This is a genomic window from Type-E symbiont of Plautia stali, from assembly GCF_059731115.1.
In genome coordinates this window covers 677,808-695,639 of sequence record NZ_AP035907.1, presented here as the reverse complement: position 1 = coordinate 695,639, position 17,832 = coordinate 677,808, and the positions used below count along the sequence as shown (strand labels likewise).

Annotated in this window: 18 protein-coding genes; 10 read left to right on the top strand and 8 right to left on the bottom strand. The window is 55.1% G+C overall.

Annotated features, from left to right (window positions below; translation table 11 throughout):
* Positions 1 to 38: 38 nt before the first annotated feature.
* The 6 genes from AC6I8L_RS23270 to nthA form a co-directional block, all read right to left on the bottom strand.
* Positions 39 to 938 carry an alpha/beta hydrolase gene (locus AC6I8L_RS23270; RefSeq protein WP_058960266.1) on the bottom strand — a complete coding sequence of 300 codons (900 nt, stop codon included), beginning with the start codon at positions 936 to 938 and terminating at the stop codon, positions 39 to 41.
* A 190-nt stretch (positions 939 to 1,128) separates the two neighbouring features.
* Positions 1,129 to 2,115 (bottom strand): HoxN/HupN/NixA family nickel/cobalt transporter, encoded by a 987-nt coding sequence (locus tag AC6I8L_RS23265; RefSeq protein ID WP_058960265.1) that lies wholly within the window; start codon positions 2,113 to 2,115, stop codon positions 1,129 to 1,131.
* Between the two features lie 15 nt (positions 2,116 to 2,130).
* Positions 2,131 to 2,595 (bottom strand): nitrile hydratase accessory protein, encoded by a 465-nt coding sequence (locus tag AC6I8L_RS23260; RefSeq protein ID WP_058960264.1) that lies wholly within the window; start codon positions 2,593 to 2,595, stop codon positions 2,131 to 2,133.
* Positions 2,588 to 2,956 (bottom strand): SH3-like domain-containing protein, encoded by a 369-nt coding sequence (locus AC6I8L_RS23255; RefSeq protein ID WP_058960263.1) that lies wholly within the window; start codon positions 2,954 to 2,956, stop codon positions 2,588 to 2,590. Before AC6I8L_RS23255 ends, AC6I8L_RS23260 begins: the two co-directional genes overlap by 8 nt.
* 9 nt (positions 2,957 to 2,965) lie before the next feature.
* On the bottom strand, positions 2,966 to 3,268 hold the full coding sequence (locus tag AC6I8L_RS23250) for an SH3-like domain-containing protein (RefSeq protein WP_058960262.1): 303 nt from the start codon (positions 3,266 to 3,268) through the stop codon (positions 2,966 to 2,968).
* Between the two features lie 13 nt (positions 3,269 to 3,281).
* Positions 3,282 to 3,866: a nitrile hydratase subunit alpha gene (nthA, locus tag AC6I8L_RS23245; protein ID WP_058960261.1), complete on the bottom strand. Its 585-nt coding sequence runs from the start codon at positions 3,864 to 3,866 to the stop codon at positions 3,282 to 3,284.
* Positions 3,867 to 4,311: 445 nt separating this feature from the next.
* On the opposite strand from nthA, the gene AC6I8L_RS23240 reads away from it, so the two are divergent.
* The 6 genes from AC6I8L_RS23240 to AC6I8L_RS23215 all read left to right on the top strand — a co-directional run bounded on the left by AC6I8L_RS23240 (position 4,312) and on the right by AC6I8L_RS23215 (position 9,604).
* Entirely contained in the window at positions 4,312 to 5,547 is a 1,236-nt protein-coding gene (locus tag AC6I8L_RS23240) for an urea ABC transporter substrate-binding protein (RefSeq protein WP_058960260.1), read from the top strand.
* Between the two features lie 12 nt (positions 5,548 to 5,559).
* The gene (locus AC6I8L_RS23235) at positions 5,560 to 6,429 is read left to right on the top strand and encodes a branched-chain amino acid ABC transporter permease (RefSeq protein WP_058960259.1); all 870 of its coding nucleotides are present in this window, start codon (positions 5,560 to 5,562) and stop codon (positions 6,427 to 6,429) included.
* Positions 6,429 to 7,460 carry a branched-chain amino acid ABC transporter permease gene (locus AC6I8L_RS23230; protein ID WP_058960258.1) on the top strand — a complete coding sequence of 344 codons (1,032 nt, stop codon included), beginning with the start codon at positions 6,429 to 6,431 and terminating at the stop codon, positions 7,458 to 7,460. The genes AC6I8L_RS23235 and AC6I8L_RS23230 overlap by 1 nt, the downstream gene beginning before the upstream one ends.
* A complete protein-coding gene (locus AC6I8L_RS23225; protein WP_058960257.1) occupies positions 7,457 to 8,188 on the top strand; it encodes an ATP-binding cassette domain-containing protein in 732 nt (243 codons plus the stop codon). Before AC6I8L_RS23230 ends, AC6I8L_RS23225 begins: the two co-directional genes overlap by 4 nt.
* A complete protein-coding gene (locus AC6I8L_RS23220) occupies positions 8,181 to 8,885 on the top strand; it encodes an ABC transporter ATP-binding protein (protein ID WP_058960256.1) in 705 nt (234 codons plus the stop codon). The genes AC6I8L_RS23225 and AC6I8L_RS23220 overlap by 8 nt, the downstream gene beginning before the upstream one ends.
* 128 nt (positions 8,886 to 9,013) lie before the next feature.
* On the top strand, positions 9,014 to 9,604 hold the full coding sequence (locus AC6I8L_RS23215; protein WP_058960255.1) for an ANTAR domain-containing response regulator: 591 nt from the start codon (positions 9,014 to 9,016) through the stop codon (positions 9,602 to 9,604).
* 12 nt (positions 9,605 to 9,616) lie between these two features.
* Here AC6I8L_RS23215 and AC6I8L_RS23210 read toward each other — a convergent pair whose 3' ends face one another.
* Together AC6I8L_RS23210 and AC6I8L_RS23205 are read right to left on the bottom strand one after the other, a co-directional pair.
* The gene (locus AC6I8L_RS23210) at positions 9,617 to 10,552 is read right to left on the bottom strand and encodes a helix-turn-helix domain-containing protein (protein WP_058960254.1); all 936 of its coding nucleotides are present in this window, start codon (positions 10,550 to 10,552) and stop codon (positions 9,617 to 9,619) included.
* A gap of 117 nt (positions 10,553 to 10,669) precedes the next feature.
* Positions 10,670 to 12,064, bottom strand: coding sequence for an amidase (locus tag AC6I8L_RS23205; RefSeq protein WP_058960253.1), 1,395 nt, complete (start codon positions 12,062 to 12,064; stop codon positions 10,670 to 10,672).
* Between the two features lie 223 nt (positions 12,065 to 12,287).
* On the opposite strand from AC6I8L_RS23205, the gene AC6I8L_RS23200 reads away from it, so the two are divergent.
* From AC6I8L_RS23200 to AC6I8L_RS23185, 4 genes are all read left to right on the top strand, one after another.
* A complete protein-coding gene (locus AC6I8L_RS23200) occupies positions 12,288 to 13,709 on the top strand; it encodes a hypothetical protein (RefSeq protein ID WP_058960252.1) in 1,422 nt (473 codons plus the stop codon).
* Positions 13,710 to 14,040: 331 nt separating this feature from the next.
* Complete coding sequence (locus AC6I8L_RS23195) at positions 14,041 to 15,246, top strand: SfnB family sulfur acquisition oxidoreductase (RefSeq protein WP_058960251.1); 1,206 nt, start codon at positions 14,041 to 14,043, stop codon at positions 15,244 to 15,246.
* A 9-nt stretch (positions 15,247 to 15,255) separates the two neighbouring features.
* Positions 15,256 to 16,458, top strand: a complete 1,203-nt coding sequence (locus tag AC6I8L_RS23190; protein ID WP_058960250.1) for an SfnB family sulfur acquisition oxidoreductase — start codon at positions 15,256 to 15,258, stop codon at positions 16,456 to 16,458.
* Positions 16,455 to 17,816, top strand: coding sequence for an LLM class flavin-dependent oxidoreductase (locus tag AC6I8L_RS23185; protein WP_058960249.1), 1,362 nt, complete (start codon positions 16,455 to 16,457; stop codon positions 17,814 to 17,816). The genes AC6I8L_RS23190 and AC6I8L_RS23185 overlap by 4 nt, the downstream gene beginning before the upstream one ends.
* The last annotated feature ends 16 nt before the right edge of the window (positions 17,817 to 17,832 follow it).

Sequence of the window (17,832 nt, the reverse complement as noted above, 5' to 3'; positions counted from 1 at the left end):
CGTTCGGTGGGCGCATTTTTTGCGCCCACTTCTCCTCGCTATTTTGCCTGTGACATTTCCAGCAGCGCCTCTTCCATTGATGCACCAAACATTTGTCCGTGGGACAGTCCCGGATAAAGTTGATAGCGTGCAGCTGTGCCGTTCTCTGCCATACCTTCGATAGTGGTGCGCACCGCGCGCAACACTTCAGGTTCCGCCGTGTTGCTATCGCTGCGGCGATCGCCATTCCCTTCCATCAAAGTGAACTGCTTATTACTGGCTTTGCGGGTCTGCATCTCACTCAACAGAGAGTTAAATCCCTGGCCGACCGATGGACTGGCAGCGAAATAGCGCGTAAACAGCTGAGAGGAGAGATAGCTGTCGAGTACAAACAATCCGCCGTAAGAGTGGCCCCACAGCGCGCGTTGTTGATGATCGACATGCACACCTTTCTCCGCTGCGGGCAAAATACGTTGCTCTAACAAGGTGCGGAATGCGCTGCTGCCGCCGCCCTTGCGACCGCGACTAAAAGTGTATCCTGCATCGCCATGCTCTTTGTCAGGCGGGGTGTAATCGTAAGTTCGCGCGTTTACCTCAAACGGCAAAGTGGTTTGATACCCGACCACCACCAGAACCGGAGGGTTGCCTGCCGAAAGTTTTTGCAGCAGCGGATCGGTCAGCCTGTCCATTACCGCATTGCCATCCAGCATCGTGATCATCGGGGAGCCAGATGGCGGAGGCGCTTTATCTGGCACCGCAGTCCAAACTTTGTAATGCCGCTGGCCATCAGCCGAGTCATATTCACTGATGGAGAAGTGGTAATAAGCGGAGCCTTTGTCGGCGATATTCGGGCCGAGTGGCGTCATATTCGGGCGTGCAAAAACGCTGGTGGTGACACTGCTGAGCAACAACAGCAGCAGGCCAATGGGACGGTTTATTGCTGAAAATCTATAAAGCATTGAAATCCTTACTCTATTGGTTATTGGTACATATCACCTTGCACCATAATGAGAATGATTCTTGATTTCAATTCTTTTTACTGATGGCAGCCTGTTTCAGGAAAGGCTTTTTTGACAGGATGTTGAACCTGACAGGGGGTCTAACACGAGCTGATGCCAGAAACAGGGCGGCACAAAGCCGCCATTGTACTTACAGCGCCCGACGCTTAGCCCGCTGTGAAAACAGCAGCCATACACCAATGGACGTTATAATCAGCACCCAACCCATCTGACTGATGATTGCTTCCATCACGCCATCCAGCGCAGGGGAGATCAGCGTGTTGAGTTGTAACACCGTCGACACTTCGTAACAGCCAATCGCGAAGGCCACCACAATTGAGAGTGATGAAATGGCGAGGGTGTAATTGAGGCTGCGCAACGGATCGAATTGCGACCAGCGATACAGTTTCAACATCATGACGCCATCGGTGGTATCGATCAGCATCATGCCGGCAGTGAATAAAAGCGGCATCAACATGATGTGCAGCATCGCTTCGCCACCCGCTGCGTGGTTGGCGGACATACCGAAAATCGCCACTTCGGTTGCGGTATCAAAGCCAATGCCGAACAGGAAACCGATGAGGAACAGATGATGGCTTTTGCTCACCATGCGAAACAGTGGCGCGCATAGCCGGGTGAGCACGCCGTGGTGATGGCTCTCCTGCGGGACCCGCGTTGCATCGCCACGCAGCAACCGCTGACGTTGGCGAATACATTGCCACAAAGTGCGGGAGTTAGTCCAGGCGAGTAGCAGCAGAAAAGCACCGGAGATCAGTGTGCTAATCATGCCGCCAATCTCTTTCACGCCGGGAAACATCTGCTGCAAAGGTTGCGTGGTCAAAGCGAATATCAGGCAGGCGATCAGCACCACCGAAGCGTGGCCGAGTGAGAACCACATACCTGCGGTAAACGGGCTCTTGCCCTCATTACTCAACTTGCGCGTGGCATTATCAATGGCGGCGATATGATCGGCATCGACGGCGTGGCGCAAACCAAACAGATAGGCTAACAGCGCGACACTCAGCGCGGCCGGTGAATGCTGAAAAGTCACCAACGCCGTACCGATGACCAGCAAATTAAACAGCATGGCGCCACCAATCACCGCAGCGCCTTTTTGCTTATGACTCAGCACCTTCATAAAGACTCCTGAGAATTACCCGACAGCGGCAAAGACGCGCAGCGGTTGGATCAGTGGCTGCGCGGCGTGATGGTCGTGATGATGATGATGGTGGTGATGATGGTCATGATCATGCGGGTGGTCGGGCGGACAGCTGGCGGCAGCGAGATCCACCGGGCTGCCATGGGGCGTGTTGAGGAAAGCCTGGCGCCACTGCTCTTCACGAATCAGCAATTCGGACATCGGAATCAATTGATGTTGTGACAGGATCTTTTCCAGACAGCTCAGCCATTGGCGATAGTAGGCCGTGTGCGCGTTTTCATCGCTGCGCTGCGGGAAGTCGTTAATCTCCTGAGCAAATTGTTCCACCCATTGTGGCCAGCTAAAGTAGCCGCGTTGAGACAGGGCCACCGCGATGACAAACGCATCGGCTTCCCAGGGTTGTGCAAAGGCGGGATCGGCCTCCTTCACCTGAGCAATAATCGCGTTTAACTCATCCATGCGCAGCATCCTCACATCTGCCCTGAATATAGTCGGACCAGACGCTCAGGTGGACGCTGAAATTCTCGCTATTCTCTCCCCACAACTCGGCGGCACTGAATTTCACCAGGTAGACGTACTGCGGTTTCTCCTGTTGCTCTGCGACCAGCGCATCGGGAAATACGCAGGCACCGTAGTTGGCAACAATCACGCCCTTTTTACCCCGCGCATAGCGCGGCAGGCGTGTATGACTCAGCGGATTTAAATTGTGCGTAGTAATAGTGTCACCCGGTTGATATTCCGGTGCGATCTCAACATCACGATGGTAATTGGGCGGTGTAGTAATTAAATCCAGGTAGCCCTGCGGTGAATAAGTATTCATGTTGTATCCTCAGGCGGAGAGTTCGGTAAGACGCTGCTGTAACTCTTGTTCGGTGAATACGCCGGTTTTACACATCAACTGCTCAATGGAAAATAACCAGTGCTCGTAATAACTGGATTGCAGATACTCTGTTACGGACATTTTCTCAATTTCATAACGGAAGTCATCCAGCACGATCTTTCCGCTCATAAAGAACACCAGCGTGGTGGCGAAAATATCTTTTTCCCATTGGCTGTGAAAATGAGGTTCATCAGCTTCAATCTCGATTGGACCTAAATTCTGCATGCCGCCGCAATCGTGGATATTATTCATGGTGTTTCTCCGCTTAAAGCGTGCGTGTGCCGATCATGGAGTCGCGTGTGACCAATGCGGCCAACTCGCTCTCACTCTTGTTTTCACTGTCAGCAGGGGGCTGAGGCAGCACGAAGTAACGGATTTCGGCATTGCTGTCCCATACGCGAATCTCCTTATTGGCCGGAATTTCAGTGCCAAATTCTGCTAATACGCCACGGGGATCAATCACCACACGTGAACGATAGGGTGTCGATTTAAACCAGATGGGCGGCAAGCCCAGCACCGGCCACGGGTAGCAAGAGCAAAGCGTGCACACCACTACGTTGTGCACGCTGTCGGTATTCTCCAGCACGTGCAGGGTAGCGGCTTCAAAGCCGGAGAAGCCGAGTTCATTCACCGCCTCGCGGCCATTTTCCAGTAAGCGTGCTTTGAAGGCGGGATCGCGCCAGGCTCTCGCCACCACCTGCGCACCATTGCGGGGTCCCACTTTGGTTTCGAAATAATCCACGATGGTGTCAGTGACCTCCTGACTCAGAAATCCCTTTTCTGCCAACAGGGATTGGATAGCACGGATCTTTAACGCGGCATCCGAAGGTAATACCGAAGGGTCCGACATAATGTCTCCTCCAAAGATTTTTACTGATGAGATGAATGAGTGTGTGAGAGACGTTAACGCTTCTGGTAATTACATCTTTGTTAATGCTGCCATTCGCTGTGTTTGAGCGGACAGCGCAGTGTTTAAAAATTTAATTGCACCCTTCTGGTGCTGATTGCTTTAATTAAGTGCAGAAAAGTGAGAGGGCTAAAATTAATTAAAGGTGGGCGGGATTAAATGCAGTAATACTTCTCATCGCTTTCGCTTCTGCTGGCAGAGAATAAAGATAATTTGAACGGCCACGTGGGTTTTGGCCCGCTTATTGCTAATCTAAAAAACGTGCCCCAATGTTGTGGCCCTTTTCTCGCATTAATGCAGACAGCGCTGTCTGTGTATCCGTTTATCTCTTCCGGTTCCCGGAATACTCCAACTCTATTTATTCCAATTACTTCATTGCGAGGGTGCTATGGCTATTAGTCGTCGTTCATTTCTTCAGGGATCTGCCGTATCAGCATTGGGCCTGGCTGCGGGGGTAGCACCAAAATTCACCTTCGCCGCTGACAGTAAAGACGCCATCAAAGTGGCGAGCATTCTCGATTTGTCAGGCGGGCTGGATATTTATGGCAAGCCGATGTCCAACGCCATCAACTTAGCCGCAGATGAGATCAACGCAGCCGGGGGATTGTTAGGCCGACCGCTGCAAATCATCAATTATGATGCGCAATCTAACATGCAGCTTTACGCGCAATACGCCCAGCAGGCCGCGCTGAAAGACAAAGTGGCAGTGGTGCACGGCGGCATCACGTCTGCGTCGCGCGAGGTGATTCGTCCGGTATTGGATCGTTTCCGTTCGCTCTATTTCTATCCTGCGCAGTATGAAGGTGGCGTCTGCGATCGCAACTACTTCTCTTCAGGCTCAACGCCCGCACAAACCGTGGAGAAACTGGTGCCGTACGCCATGAAGAAGTGGGGCAAGAAAGTCTATGTGCTGGCGGCGGATTACAACTACGGCCAGATTGTTTCGTCATGGGTGAAGAAGTCGGTGCGTGACAACGGCGGTGAGGTCATGACGGTAGAGTTCTTCCCGCTGGATGTCACGGACTTCGGCGCCGCCATTTCAAAAATCCAGAGCGCCAAACCAGACATGGTGTGGTCAGCGCTGGTGGGCGGCGCGCACATCTCCTTCTATCGCCAATGGCATGCGGCAGGCATGAGCGGCAAGATTCCCATCGCCTCTACCGTATTCGGCGGCGGTAATGAACACATCATCCTGTCGCCGGAAGAGAGCAACGGCATTCTGGTGGCGGCGAACTACATGCAGGAAATTCCGTCTGCCGAGAACAAAGCGTTTGTCGATAAATTCCATGCTCGTTACGGCGACATGTACATCAGCGATCTGGCGATGGGCGCGTATCAGGGCATGTTGATTTGGGCCGAAGGGGTGCGCAAGGCAGGTGATATCGACCGCATGAAAGTGATTGAAGCGCTGGAGTCGGGCGTTACGCTGACCTCGCCAAGCGGTCAGCTGAGTGTCGATCCCACCACGCATCACTGTTCCCTGGACGTACACATTGCCGAGGTGGAGAACCATCAGATGAAAATTCTGGAAACCTTTACTAACCAGGCACCGGTTGATACCGCCATGGTGTGCGACCTGAAGAAAAATCCACGTGATACCAAACAGTATCAGATTGAGCTGTAACGGGAGGCGCTAATGGATCTGTCGGTTATCTATGGCATCGAAGTGCTGAATGCCATCGCGGTGCTGGTGATCATGAGTCTGGGGCTGGCGGTGGTGTTTGGCATGATGAAAATCGTCAATATGGCGCACGGCGAATTTATGATGCTGGGCGGCTACAGCGCCATTATGGCCACTAACCACTTTGGCGTGCCGATCTGGATCTCCATGCTGGTGGTTGCGCCGATTTGTGTTGGCGTGTTTGGCATGGTGATTGAACGCGTCATTATTCGTCATCTGTACGGCAGGATGATCGACACCATGCTGGCCACCTGGGGGTTGAGTCTGGCGTTGATCGGTGCCGCGACCATGCTGTTTGGCAACACCACGCTCGGCATCAGTTCGCCGCTGCCCAGTGTGAATGTGGGCAGTTACAGCACCAGCGGCTACTCACTGTTTATGATTGTGTTTGCGCTGTGTCTGGTGGCGGCATTGTGGCTGCTGCTGCGCTTCACCACATTGGGATTGTGCGCGCGTGCCACCATGCAGAATGCGCGCATGGCGGCGGCGCTAGGCAGCAATCCCGGTAAAATCTACAGCCTGACCTTCGGTCTGGGAGCCGCGCTCTCCGGATTGGGGGGCGCGCTGCTGGCACCGATCACCGGCGTGATACCGACCATCGGCGTCAGCTTTATTGCCAAGGCCTTTATCACGGTGATTGGCGGCGGTAGCGCCATCATCGCCGGCACGCTGACCTCTTCCACGCTGTTTGGCACCATTTCGCAACTGGTGACCTATCTCTCCACGCCGGTGTTTGGTGCGGTGGCGCTGCTGTTGAGTGCCATTGTCCTGCTGCGTCTGCTGCCGCAGGGCATCACCGGGCGCTTCTTCAGGAGATCGCTGTAATGAAACTGTTTTCGGAAAAAGTGCGCATTGTGCTCAGTGCGCTGATGCTGATCCTGCTGGCGTTTTGGCTCTCTGGCGTGATTGAGCTGTACACCTTGCTCTCTATTACGGTGTTTTTAGTGATGGGACTGTTGTCACTCAGCCTGGCGTTTATCTGGGGCTACGGCGGCATCCTCTGTTTTGGTCAGGCGGCATTTTTTGGACTGGGGGCCTATACCTACGCCATTTGCGCCATTAACTGGGGGGATTCCACCTGGGCGGTGGTGATGGCGATTCTCCTGCCCACGCTGTTCTCTCTGCTTCTCGGTTACGTGATCTTCTACGGTGGCGTCAGTGATGTGTACCTCGGCGCGATCACGTTAGCCGTGAGCCTGGTGCTGTTTAACTGGGTAAACTCCACCTCGGGCAGTGAATACCATATCGGCGAAGCGCTGCTGGGTGGGTTCAATGGTATTCCGTCAGTGCCGACACTCAACATGCCATTCCAGCCAGATGCCATTTTGTCACCGGAGGCGATCTTTATGGTGACCGCCGGTGCGTTGGCGCTCTGCTATGCGCTGCTGAAGTTTGTGCTGCTCAGCCGCTTTGGCAAAACGGTGGTGGCCATTCGGGAAAACGAACAGCGCGCAGGACTGCTCGGCTACAACGTGCCGGCACATAAGCTCGTCACCTTTGCCATTGGCGCGGCGATTGCCGGGTTAGCGGGATGCCTGTACGTCAACTGGGGTGCCTTTGTCAGCCCCGGGGTGTTTAGTATCAGTCAGTCGGCACAGATCATCATTTGGGTGATTGTCGGGGGGCGCGGCACGTTGATCGGTCCGGTGATCAGCTGTGTGCTGTTGCAGTGGATGGTGACGCGGCTGGGCGCGCAGCAAACAGTGGATGTCAATCTGGTGCTCGGCGTGATTCTGGCAGTGTTTGTGCTGCTGATCCCCGGAGGCATTTTACCGACCTTACAACGGCTGTGGCGACGCAAGCGTCCGAACACGCTGCCTGCAACCCGCACATCGGTGAGTGAGGTGAAACCATGACGGCAACAGTCCTGTTGGAAACCCGCAAAATGGGCGTCAGTTTTGGTGGTGTGCATGCGGTGAAGGAGGTGGATTTCACCCTGCATGAAGGGGAGCTTCGCTGCCTGATCGGCCCGAACGGCGCAGGAAAGAGCACCTTTTTCAAAATGCTCAGCGGTCAGGTAACGCCCACGCGCGGTGAGTGCCGCTACCGCAATCAAGTGATCTCCGGCAAACGCCCGTGGGATATTGCCCGGTTGGGTATCGGCATCAAAACTCAGGTGCCGAGCGTCTTTGAAGGGTTGAGTGTTCGGGAGAATCTGTGGCAGGCGGCAGCCAATACGCTGGCGAGAGCAGCTCTGTCCTCCGCAATTGATCAGGTGTTGCACGATATCGGACTGGAAGATCATCAGGATGCCGTGCTCTCTGAACTGGCGCACGGGCAGCGACAGTGGGTGGAGTTAGGGATGATCCTGATTTCTCGTCCGCAACTGGTGTTGCTGGATGAACCCGCCGCAGGCATGACGCATCAGGAAGTGCGTAAAACCGCCCAGCTGATTAAAGCGATCAATCAACAGAGCACTGTGGTGGTGGTGGAGCACGATATGGAGTTCATCAGCATGATCGCGCAGCAGGTCACGGTGTTTAATCAGGGCGCGGTGCTGGCGGAGGGGACTTTCCGCGAGGTGACGCAGAATCCTCTGGTGAAAGAGGCGTATCTCGGCAATCTGGAGATTAAACATGCTTGAAATAAAAGAGATGGTCTCGGGCTACAACAAAATTCCGGTCCTGCACTTGTCCGAGCTGTTTGTCGGGGCGAAATCCTTCACCGGTGTGTTAGGACGTAACGGCATGGGAAAAACCACGCTGCTGCGCACCATCATGGGAGAGCTGCCCGCCTGGCAGGGAACTATCGCGCTCAACGGCATTGATATCACGCGCTATCAGGCCCACCAGCGGGCGGCGGCCGGCATCGGTTTTGTGCCGCAAGGGCGGCAAATCTTCCCGCTGCTGACTGTGGAAGAGAACCTGCGCATGGGCTGCGTGAAGCACTTTTCGCGCGCGGGTCAGATCATTGAGCAGATGCTGGAGATTTTCCCGCGCCTGAAACGTTTACTGGCTCAACCGGGCGGGGCGCTCTCGGGCGGCGAGCAGCAACTGCTGGCGTTGGCGCGCTGTCTCTGCGGGCAACCACAGCTGGTATTGTTGGATGAGCCGACCGAAGGCATCCAGCCCAATATCTGTGAGGAGATCATTGAGACGTTGCAGCGGTTACGCCATGAAATGGATATCTCGATCATTCTGGTGGAGCAGGATATCGAGTTTCTGTATGCGCTGTCGGATCGGATTCATGTGATCGAAAAAGGGCAGATCGTGCAGCAGATTGATCCGCGCACCCAGCCGAGTGCCAGTGTGGCGGAGCAGTTTTTAGGGTTTCACGCTTAAATCGTGGAAGCGGGACGGGGTGCATGCCCTGTCTCGCCTGACACAGCACCCGGCAGCAGCAACACAGCATCGATTGCCCGACTCCTCTAACGTGATGCTTCGAACTTCAGAATGCACACGGGTGAAACATGAATGAGCCATCTTTGCTGAAAACGCTTGCGGGTGTGCGGTTGCATATTTTCCATCCTGATTCGCAAAGCGTGCGGGCGTTCTGTGCCTCGCTGACGCAAATCGGTTGTCACGCCCAACACAGCTGGCCGCCTGTCGCCGAACGTCCGGCTGACGCGCAACTGCTGTTGGTGGCGATTGAAAATCACCACGAGGCGGTATTAACGCCGCTGTTTCGTTCATTGCAACAGCATCACACACCGGTGATTGCCCTGGCGAACTGCCATGATGCGCGCTTGTTCCCGCTGTTAATGAAACTGCAACCCGCTGCTATCGCCGAGCGAGAACTTAATCCCTTTGCCTTGATTGTGCAGATCATCGGCACCTGGCAATCCGCCCAGCAGAATGTCCAGTTGCGGGGTGAACTGCAGGCTCGCCAACAGCGTAAAATGAGAAATGAGCGACTGGCACAGGCTAAAGGCGTGTTGATGCAGACTTTCGGTCTGGATGAGTCGGGGGCATATCGCTTTATGCGTACCGAAGCGATGAACACGCGCAGCAGCCTGGAATTTACTGCTGAGCGTGTGATCAGTCAGTTGCAGAAAGGGTAAAACAAAGCGCCGTTACACCTCGCTTTGACGCAGCAGACTGCTTGGGGTGTAACCAAACGCCTTGCGGAAAGCGAGACTGAAGTGCGACATATCGCTAAAGCCGTGATCCAGCGCCACCTGAGTGATGTTGCGCGCTTTACCTTCGGCCAGCGCTTTGCGACACGCCAGCAGGCGCTCCTGCCAGACAAAATTCATCGGCGTAGTGCCGTGTGCAGCAAACACGCGGCTGATGGTGCGCGGTGAAACATGATGGGCATTGGCAATTTGCGCCATGGTCAGGTCCGCTTCCTGCAGATTTTGCCGTAAATAACTCACCACCCGCGAGTAAAGATCCGGTTTTAGTGCGTCATCGCCTTTCTGCAAATTGACACTCACCGAGATCATATTGATCAACGTATTGGCGAACTGTTCCGCGAGAAAGGTGTTCTCACTCTCCGCGTTAAAGACAAATGCCTCTTCCAGTAATTGCTTGAGTGAGGTCATTCCGGGACGACTAAGATCCAGCGTTTTCCCCGCAAGCCGGGCAATCGCTGGCGCCTCTTTTTCAATCATCTGACGGGGCAAATGCACAATATTGATGGCCACGTTATCCATGGCGAAATCAAAGGGCGTTGCGGCATCGTAAATCACCACATCCCCTGCGCTCACCCGTGACTGGTTATCGTTTTGCCGCAATGTCCCGATGCCGGAACGAACGTAGCCGAGATAAAAATCATGATTAGGATGGCGGCGAATGCACTCGGTGGTGCGTTGCCACACCAGCGCGGTTTGGGACACATGGTGTGCGATATCGACATGGCCCAGCATGGAATAACCAAAGCTGCCGGAAAAAGTACCGGCATTAACCTGACGCGCTTCGGCATTAATCAAGCGTGAACAGACGGCATCGCGCCAGGCATCAAAGCGGTGGCGATTATCTAAGTGATCCGTGGTGAACGTTTCTTTCATGGCAACATCCCCTAAACCTGGCGAAAAGGGTGAAATCACAACAAACCAAGCAAGTTTCAGGCCATATCGACATGAAAAGGCCGCACGCGAAATGCAGTGCGGCCAAAATAAGCAGCTTTAGATAGCAGGATGTTTTTTATGCCATTCAGTGACTTGCTGATAAGCCCAGGCGCCCTGAATCATTGCGGTTTCATCGAAATGGGCCGCCACTAACTGGAAACCAATGGGTGCACCGGCGGAAGTCATGCCACATGGCAGGGTGATGGTCGGATGCCCGCTCGCGTCAAATGCACTGGTATAGCGCAATACGCCGTTAAACAGTGCCTGATCGGTACCAAAACGGGTCATGGTGTCCCAGGTTAATCCGGCATAAGCGGTGGCGGGGGCCAGAATCAAATCCACTTTGCTGAACAGGGCAGAAATATCGCCACGCAGTGCCGCACGGCTCAGCAGCAGGCGCTGATACTCCAATGCGGTGACCTGATGGCCAAGATCCAGCAGACCAGATAATCCTGGACCATATTGATCTTTCTGCGCCGGATAGGTCTCTTCATGCGCCAGGGCGGTTTCCACTGCACAAAGCGCACTCCACTCGGCGGCGGCTTTTTCCGTGTCTGGTACGGTGATATCCACGAAGGTGGCACCCAGCGATGTCAGGGTAGCTATCGCTGATTCCAGCGCGGCACGGGTTTCCGCATCCACCTTTTCCAACGCCCAGCACGCATCCAGTCCGATGCGCATTTTACTGACACCGCGCGTCATCAACGCCAGGTAGTCCGGCACCGGCTCGCTGCTGGAGGTCGGATCTTTATCATCGCGCCCGGCAATGGCTTGCAACATCGCAGCGGCATCGCCTGCAGAGCGTGCCATCGGTCCAATGTGATCGAGCGACGCCGCCAGCTCACAGGCACCGTGGCGCGTGACGCGACCCCAGGTGGGTTTGATGCCGGTCAGTCCGTTGGCATTTGACGGGAAGCGAATGGAGCCGCCGGTATCGGTGCCAATCGCGCCATAACAGAGTCCAGCCGCAGTAGCGACGCCAGAACCGCTGGAGGAGACACCGGTCCAGAGTGCGCTGCCCCAGGGGTTATTAGGGCGGGTGATTTCCGGATGGTGATCGGCAAAGGCGCTTTCAGTTTGCGTCAGCTTGCCGAGGATCACCGCACCAGCAGCGCGGAAACGATCAACCACTGTGGAGTCTTCCGCCGGATAGTGATCCTTGTGGATGATCATGCCGTGGCTGGTGGGCGCATCCTTGGTCCAGATCAGATCTTTTAACGCGATCGGCACGCCGTGCAACGGACCACGCAGTTGGCCTGCCGCGATTTCCTGATCCGCTTCTGCCGCCAGTTTTAACGCACTGTCGCGCATCACGTAGAAATAACTGTGCAGATCGCTATCCAGTGTGTCGATGCGCGTTAACAGTGATTCAGTGACCGCTACCGAGGTGATGTCGCCAGACTGAATCAGGCGTCCAATTTCCAGCAAGCTTTTGTAATGCAGATTATTCATCGCGACTTTACCTCTGTTCAAGGGGGGCTACCTGTACGGTAGACAATGTGTTGATCAACAACGTAAATCAGACGCGCGGGTTCGGCTGTGTTTAGGCAGACAGATGCTGTGCCAGAAGTGCCAGCGGCCTATCAGGAGCTGGCGTTAACCGTAGGGGAACGTTAAAGCATGGCGATATGATGCCGATAACCTTCAGGAATAGTTCACAAGAAGGATTATTTTGATGCTAAATGGGATTGGCAACGGCGTTCTACGCAACCTGATTTCTGCGGGTTCAAGCGTAATTACCACCGCAAACAGCAAGGCAGCACAAAGCCACTTACAGGCTGAAGCGTCCACGAAAGTGACCTTCAGTGAAGCAAGCGAGGCCATTGCCGCCATCTATAAAATTGTGCCAGCACAGGTACAGAGTAGCGGCACGATCACCAGCAATTTACAGGCGCAACTCAACGCGGCGTCACAATCGGGCGGCGTTGGTATGAACGGTATCGGCAGCAGTTTACTTAAGGGCCTGGTGCAAAGTGGTGACAATGTCACGCTAAGCGTGCCCGCAACCTCAGCAGCCAACGGCACCAGCAACAGTCAGAGCGCGGTGGCACTCACCGTGACCACACAATCGGGGATTGAGGTGAGTCTGCAAATGACCCGCCAGCAGGGCGGACTGGTGGTGGAGCTGAATACCAGTGGGGGTAAACTCAACAGTGATGAGGCCACAGCCATCAGCCAACTCTCCGACGGTTTGCAAAAAGCGCTGGACGGTTTGGACGCTGGGACAACTCAGCTAGATATCAGCGACCTGATGAAGTTTGATACCTCGCAGTTGAAAAGTGTCGATTTGAAGACCGATCTGCGTAATGGCGACAATGTGTCGCAGTCCCTCAACCTTCACGCAGATGATAAAGAGCGCTGGCTCGGTTTTCACAACGGGGATGTCAGTATCAAACTCGATACTGATGTGTCAAAGCTGACTCAGGCAGGCAGCGCCGAACAGCAGGCCGCCGCAATCGATCAGTGGTCTGCCAAAATGGATCAGGCCGCAACGCGTGGGCACGGCGATCGCGACATGCTGAATCTCTTCAAAGCCAGCTTCCGGGCGCTGAATACCACGCAAGGACAGGCAAGCCACAGCGTGAATACCCAGCGAGTGATCTCCATTGATGCTAATGCCGCTAAAAACGGTGCCATTAGTGGATTGGCCGATTTTTCCGCCAGCTATCAGCAGACGCCGCGCTCTGATAATCCTTATAAACCGGATGAGCAGGACACTTTCTCTTTAGAGGTCGCGCAGCAAACCCACTCGCAACAGCACACTGATACCCAGGATTTGACACAGGATACGCTGTTCAAACTCAAAGCCAGTTTCCACACCGCACTGGATTCAGACGGGGCAGCGAAACTGACGGCACTTAAGTCATCTCAAAATTACCGCTATCATCTGATTGACGATGAAGAGCGTAGCCAGACCGTGGTTTCGCAGAACAAAAAAGGTGAGCTGACAGCACAGACTACGCAGCAACTCACTCAGCATGAAACGGTGAAAAGCTATCAGCAAGCCAAGCTTATCGATAGCGTGGAGATCCCGCACAGCGAGAAAAAGGTCTCATCTCAGAATTACGCCCGCGCACTGTTTGAGTCGGAAAATTAAACACGATGCCCAGTACCGTCATCTTGGTACTGGGCATTTTATTTTGTTAATGCGTTTTTTAACCAACATTAGTGTTAATTGCTATTAAGACTTTCCCCGGCATTTATTTGCAGCACGCTTGCCGTTCTCCGCGTATACCTTATTATCCCAGGGCTTGATGATGGTATATCTGATTAGTGGCAACGGATTGCCAGATATAGCATAACTCACGCTATTTACTTGTTTTATCCCCCCTGATTAATATCCCGTTCAATTCTTTATTTATTCCATGGCCCGCTGCGAACGACAGAGCGGGCTTGTTATTCACTGCGCGGTAAAAGTGAAATAAAAAATGACGCAAAACAGTGATTCCTTAACGCCACGCACTGCGGTGATAACCACAGATGCAGAGGCCATCGCCGCCGCACAACATCTGGCAGAGCTGGCGTTGAGCGGCGCGATAGAACGCGACCAGCAGCGTATTTATCCGCGGGAACTGCTCAATCAGTTCACCCAACTGGGGCTCGGTAGTATTAGTGTGCCGCGCGAATATGGCGGTGGCGGATTGTCATTTCAGACCGTGGCGGAAGTCTTTCGGGTGATCTCAGCCAGCGATCCTTCTCTGGGACAAATTCCGCAAAATCATTTTGGTTTAATTCAATTCATTCTTGGCGAAGGCAGCGCGGCACAGCAGCAGTTTTTGTTGAGCAAAGTGGTGCAGGGTCAACGTCTGGGTAATGGCGGGCCGGAAAAAAATACCCAACACACGCGAGATGTGCAGGCCCGATTGGTGACAACGTCACAAGGTTTGCGGCTGACGGGCGAAAAGTTCTACTCCACTGGCGCACTGTTTGCGGACGTGCTTGCCACTACCGCCATTCATGGTGAGCAGCCGGTGATGGCGTTTATTCCACTGCCTGCTGTCGGGGTGGAAATTATTGATGACTGGTCAGGCATCGGACAGCGCACCACCGCCAGCGGCACGGTGAAACTGCAGCAGGTTACGGTGGAGGCGGCGCTAACCATGCCATTACCTACAGCCGATAAACCCACGCTGCGCGGTGCGGTGTCTCAGCTGATTCAGGCTGCCATTGATGCCGGGATCGCGCAGGGTGCGCTGGATGAGGCGCTGGCGTTTGTGCGCAGCAGTTCCCGTCCATGGGTCGATGCGGGAGTCAGTCGTAATGCCGACGATCCCTATATCCTCGCCGACGTTGGGCGCATCAGCACCGAGCTGAGTGCAGCCAATGCGCTGTTGGCCCGCGCCGCCCGCGTGATTGATAGCGTTGATCAGCAGTCACTCACTGCTGAAAACTGCGCGCGCGCCTCGATTGCGGTGGCAGAAGCTAAAGTGCTCACCACTGATGTTGCGCTGCGCGCCAGCGAGAAACTGCTGGAATGGGGCGGCAGTCGCGCCACGCTGCTGCGTCACGGCCTCGATCGCCACTGGCGTAATGCGCGCACCCATACGCTGCACGATCCCGTTCGCTGGAAGCATCACGCCATCGGAAACTATTACCTCAACGACGTGCTGCCTGCGCGTCATGCCTGGATTTAAGGAGTCTTCATGACGCAGGTTTCCGCCAAACAGCGTGCGGAGCGTATCAGCAGCGCGGTACAGGCGCTGGATGTCGCATACGCTCTCGCTGAGCGTTTCCGCAGCGGTGCGGCTCAGCGTGATCACCAGCGTGAGCTACCGCATGCAGAACTGCAGCGCTATTTTCAGTCGGGTCTCGGTGCCATCACCGTGCCGCGAGAACATGGCGGCATCGCCATTTCCACCGCCGAACTGGCTGAGATTTTCGTGATTCTCAGTGCAGCAGATGGCTCAATCGGCCAGGTGCCTCAAAATCATTTTTATGCGCTGGAAGTGCTGCGGATTAACGGCAGCGAGGCGCAACAGCAGCGACTGTACGCTGAAGTATTAGCCGGAGTGCATTTGGGTAATGCCTTAGCGGAGTTTAGCTCGCCTTCCGCGCACCAGCGCACCACGGCGATCGCACAACAAGCTGAGGGACTGCGCCTCAATGGCGATAAGTTTTATGCCACGGGCGCGCTGTTCGCCGATCGTATCCCCACGCTAGCGCTGGCCGATGACGGCAAAGAGCAGTTGGTGTTTGTGCCGCGCCATCAAGCGGGGGTCACGGTGATTGATGACTGGAGCGGTTTTGGGCAGCGCACCACCGGCAGCGGCAGCGTGCAGTTCCGAGACGTGGCAATTGCCGCAGAAGATGTGGTGCCATTCCAGACCGCGTTTGAGCGACCGACCACCGTTGGCCCGTTCGCGCAGATTATGCATGCCGCAGTGGATCAGGGTATCGCGCGTGAAGCGTTTAACGACCTGCTGAGCTTTGTGCGTGAACGTGCGCGGCCGTGGCCGGACAGCGGCGTGACAAAGGCCAGCGAAGATCCGCTCACGCTGGATCGTATTGGCCGGCTGGCGTCACGACTGAGTGCCGGTGATGCATTGCTGGCGGTTGCTGGAGACGCGGTAGACGCCGCGCAGCATGAATCAACGGCGGAAAACGTTGCGCGTGCCTCGATAGAGGTGGCGAAAGCGCGCGCCTGGACCACCGAAGTGTCACTGGAAGCCAGCAATCTGCTGTTTGAGCTTGGCGGATCGCGCGCCAGCTTGCGAGAGCATCATTTCGATCGCCACTGGCGCAATGCGCGCACTCACACGCTGCACGATCCGGTGCGCTGGAAATATCCGGCGATTGGCAACTATCTGCTCAACGATGTGCTGCCGCCGCGCCGGGGGACAATATGAGCCAGAAACAGATTCTGCTCAACGCGTTCAATATGAACTGCGTCGGGCACATCCATCATGGGATGTGGACGCATCCAGACGATCGTTCGGTGGATTTCAATTCGCTGACGTACTGGCTGGATCTGGCGCGGCTGCTGGAGCGTGGCCTGTTCGACGGCCTGTTTATTGCTGACATTCTCGGTGTTTACGATGTGTATCAGCAGGGCATCGGCTTGACAGCCAGCGAGTCGATCCAGTTGCCGGTCAACGATCCTTTGATGCTGATCTCCGGCATGGCAAGCGTCACGCAGCATCTCGGTTTTGGTGTCACCGCTAACCTCAGCTATGAAGCGCCGTATCCGTTTGCCCGCCGTTTCTCGACGCTCGATCACCTCACTCAGGGACGCATTGGCTGGAATATTGTCACCGGCTATCTCGACAGCGCAGCACGTGCCATGGGCCAGAGGCAGTTACAGGATCATGACCGCCGCTATGATCAGGCCGATGAGTTTCTCGATGTGGCTTATCAACTGTGGGAAGGCAGCTGGCAGGATGATGCATTACAAGCTTACAAGGCCAAAAGGCTGTACGCCGATGCCAGTAAGATCCATGCAATCAACCATCAAGGCGAGTTCTATCAGGTGCAGGGTTATCACCTGAGCAGCCCCTCACCACAACGTACTCCACTGCTGTTTCAGGCGGGTTCATCGACGCGTGGCGTCCAATTCGCCGCACGCCACGCTGAGTGCTCGTTTGTCAATGCGGCCTCACCGGCGGCGATGCGTGAGCAGTCCACACGTTTGCGCCAGGCGGCGGTGGCAGCAGGGCGCCAGGCTGACGATCTGCGCATTTTTATGGGTGTCAGCGTGATTGTCGCGCCCACTGAGCGCGAAGCGCAGGAAAAGCATCGCAGCTACCTCGAATATGCCAGCCCGGAAGCGGGTATCGCACACTTCTCCAGTTCGATTGGCCTGGATCTGGCGGCGTTTGGTCTGGATGAACCTATCCAAAGCGGCGACACGCGTGCCATTGAATCGGTGAGTAAGGCGTTCAGCGGCTGGACACGCCGTCGCTTACTGGAGCAGCACGCCATGGGCAGCCGTTATCCGCTGATTGTCGGCAATCCTTCACAGGTGGCGGATGCGTTGATTCAGTGGATCGATGAAGGCGACATCGATGGCTTTAACCTGACGCGCATCCTTAATCCGCAAAGCTACCGCGATTTTATCGATCTGGTGGTGCCGGAGTTGCAACAGCGCGGCCGCTATAAAACCGCCTATCAGCCTGGCAGCTTGCGGCAAAAAATATTCCAGCAGCAGGACCGTTTGCCCGATCGCCATCCGGCGGCGCGCTGGCGGCCGGCTAAAAACATTCGTTAATTTAACCTCAGGGATT

Bases quoted from the DNA above. Each gene is read 5' to 3' on its own strand.
- AC6I8L_RS23270 (WP_058960266.1), bottom strand. From the start codon at position 938: ATGCTTTATAGATTTTCAGCAATAAACCGTCCCATTGGCCTGCTGCTG.
- AC6I8L_RS23265 (WP_058960265.1), bottom strand. From the start codon at position 2,115: ATGAAGGTGCTGAGTCATAAGCAAAAAGGCGCTGCGGTGATTGGTGGC.
- AC6I8L_RS23260 (WP_058960264.1), bottom strand. From the start codon at position 2,595: ATGGATGAGTTAAACGCGATTATTGCTCAGGTGAAGGAGGCCGATCCC.
- AC6I8L_RS23255 (WP_058960263.1), bottom strand. From the start codon at position 2,956: ATGAATACTTATTCACCGCAGGGCTACCTGGATTTAATTACTACACCG.
- AC6I8L_RS23250 (WP_058960262.1), bottom strand. From the start codon at position 3,268: ATGAATAATATCCACGATTGCGGCGGCATGCAGAATTTAGGTCCAATC.
- nthA (WP_058960261.1), bottom strand. From the start codon at position 3,866: ATGTCGGACCCTTCGGTATTACCTTCGGATGCCGCGTTAAAGATCCGT.
- AC6I8L_RS23240 (WP_058960260.1), top strand. From the start codon at position 4,312: ATGGCTATTAGTCGTCGTTCATTTCTTCAGGGATCTGCCGTATCAGCA.
- AC6I8L_RS23235 (WP_058960259.1), top strand. From the start codon at position 5,560: ATGGATCTGTCGGTTATCTATGGCATCGAAGTGCTGAATGCCATCGCG.
- AC6I8L_RS23230 (WP_058960258.1), top strand. From the start codon at position 6,429: ATGAAACTGTTTTCGGAAAAAGTGCGCATTGTGCTCAGTGCGCTGATG.
- AC6I8L_RS23225 (WP_058960257.1), top strand. From the start codon at position 7,457: ATGACGGCAACAGTCCTGTTGGAAACCCGCAAAATGGGCGTCAGTTTT.
- AC6I8L_RS23220 (WP_058960256.1), top strand. From the start codon at position 8,181: ATGCTTGAAATAAAAGAGATGGTCTCGGGCTACAACAAAATTCCGGTC.
- AC6I8L_RS23215 (WP_058960255.1), top strand. From the start codon at position 9,014: ATGAATGAGCCATCTTTGCTGAAAACGCTTGCGGGTGTGCGGTTGCAT.
- AC6I8L_RS23210 (WP_058960254.1), bottom strand. From the start codon at position 10,552: ATGAAAGAAACGTTCACCACGGATCACTTAGATAATCGCCACCGCTTT.
- AC6I8L_RS23205 (WP_058960253.1), bottom strand. From the start codon at position 12,064: ATGAATAATCTGCATTACAAAAGCTTGCTGGAAATTGGACGCCTGATT.
- AC6I8L_RS23200 (WP_058960252.1), top strand. From the start codon at position 12,288: ATGCTAAATGGGATTGGCAACGGCGTTCTACGCAACCTGATTTCTGCG.
- AC6I8L_RS23195 (WP_058960251.1), top strand. From the start codon at position 14,041: ATGACGCAAAACAGTGATTCCTTAACGCCACGCACTGCGGTGATAACC.
- AC6I8L_RS23190 (WP_058960250.1), top strand. From the start codon at position 15,256: ATGACGCAGGTTTCCGCCAAACAGCGTGCGGAGCGTATCAGCAGCGCG.
- AC6I8L_RS23185 (WP_058960249.1), top strand. From the start codon at position 16,455: ATGAGCCAGAAACAGATTCTGCTCAACGCGTTCAATATGAACTGCGTC.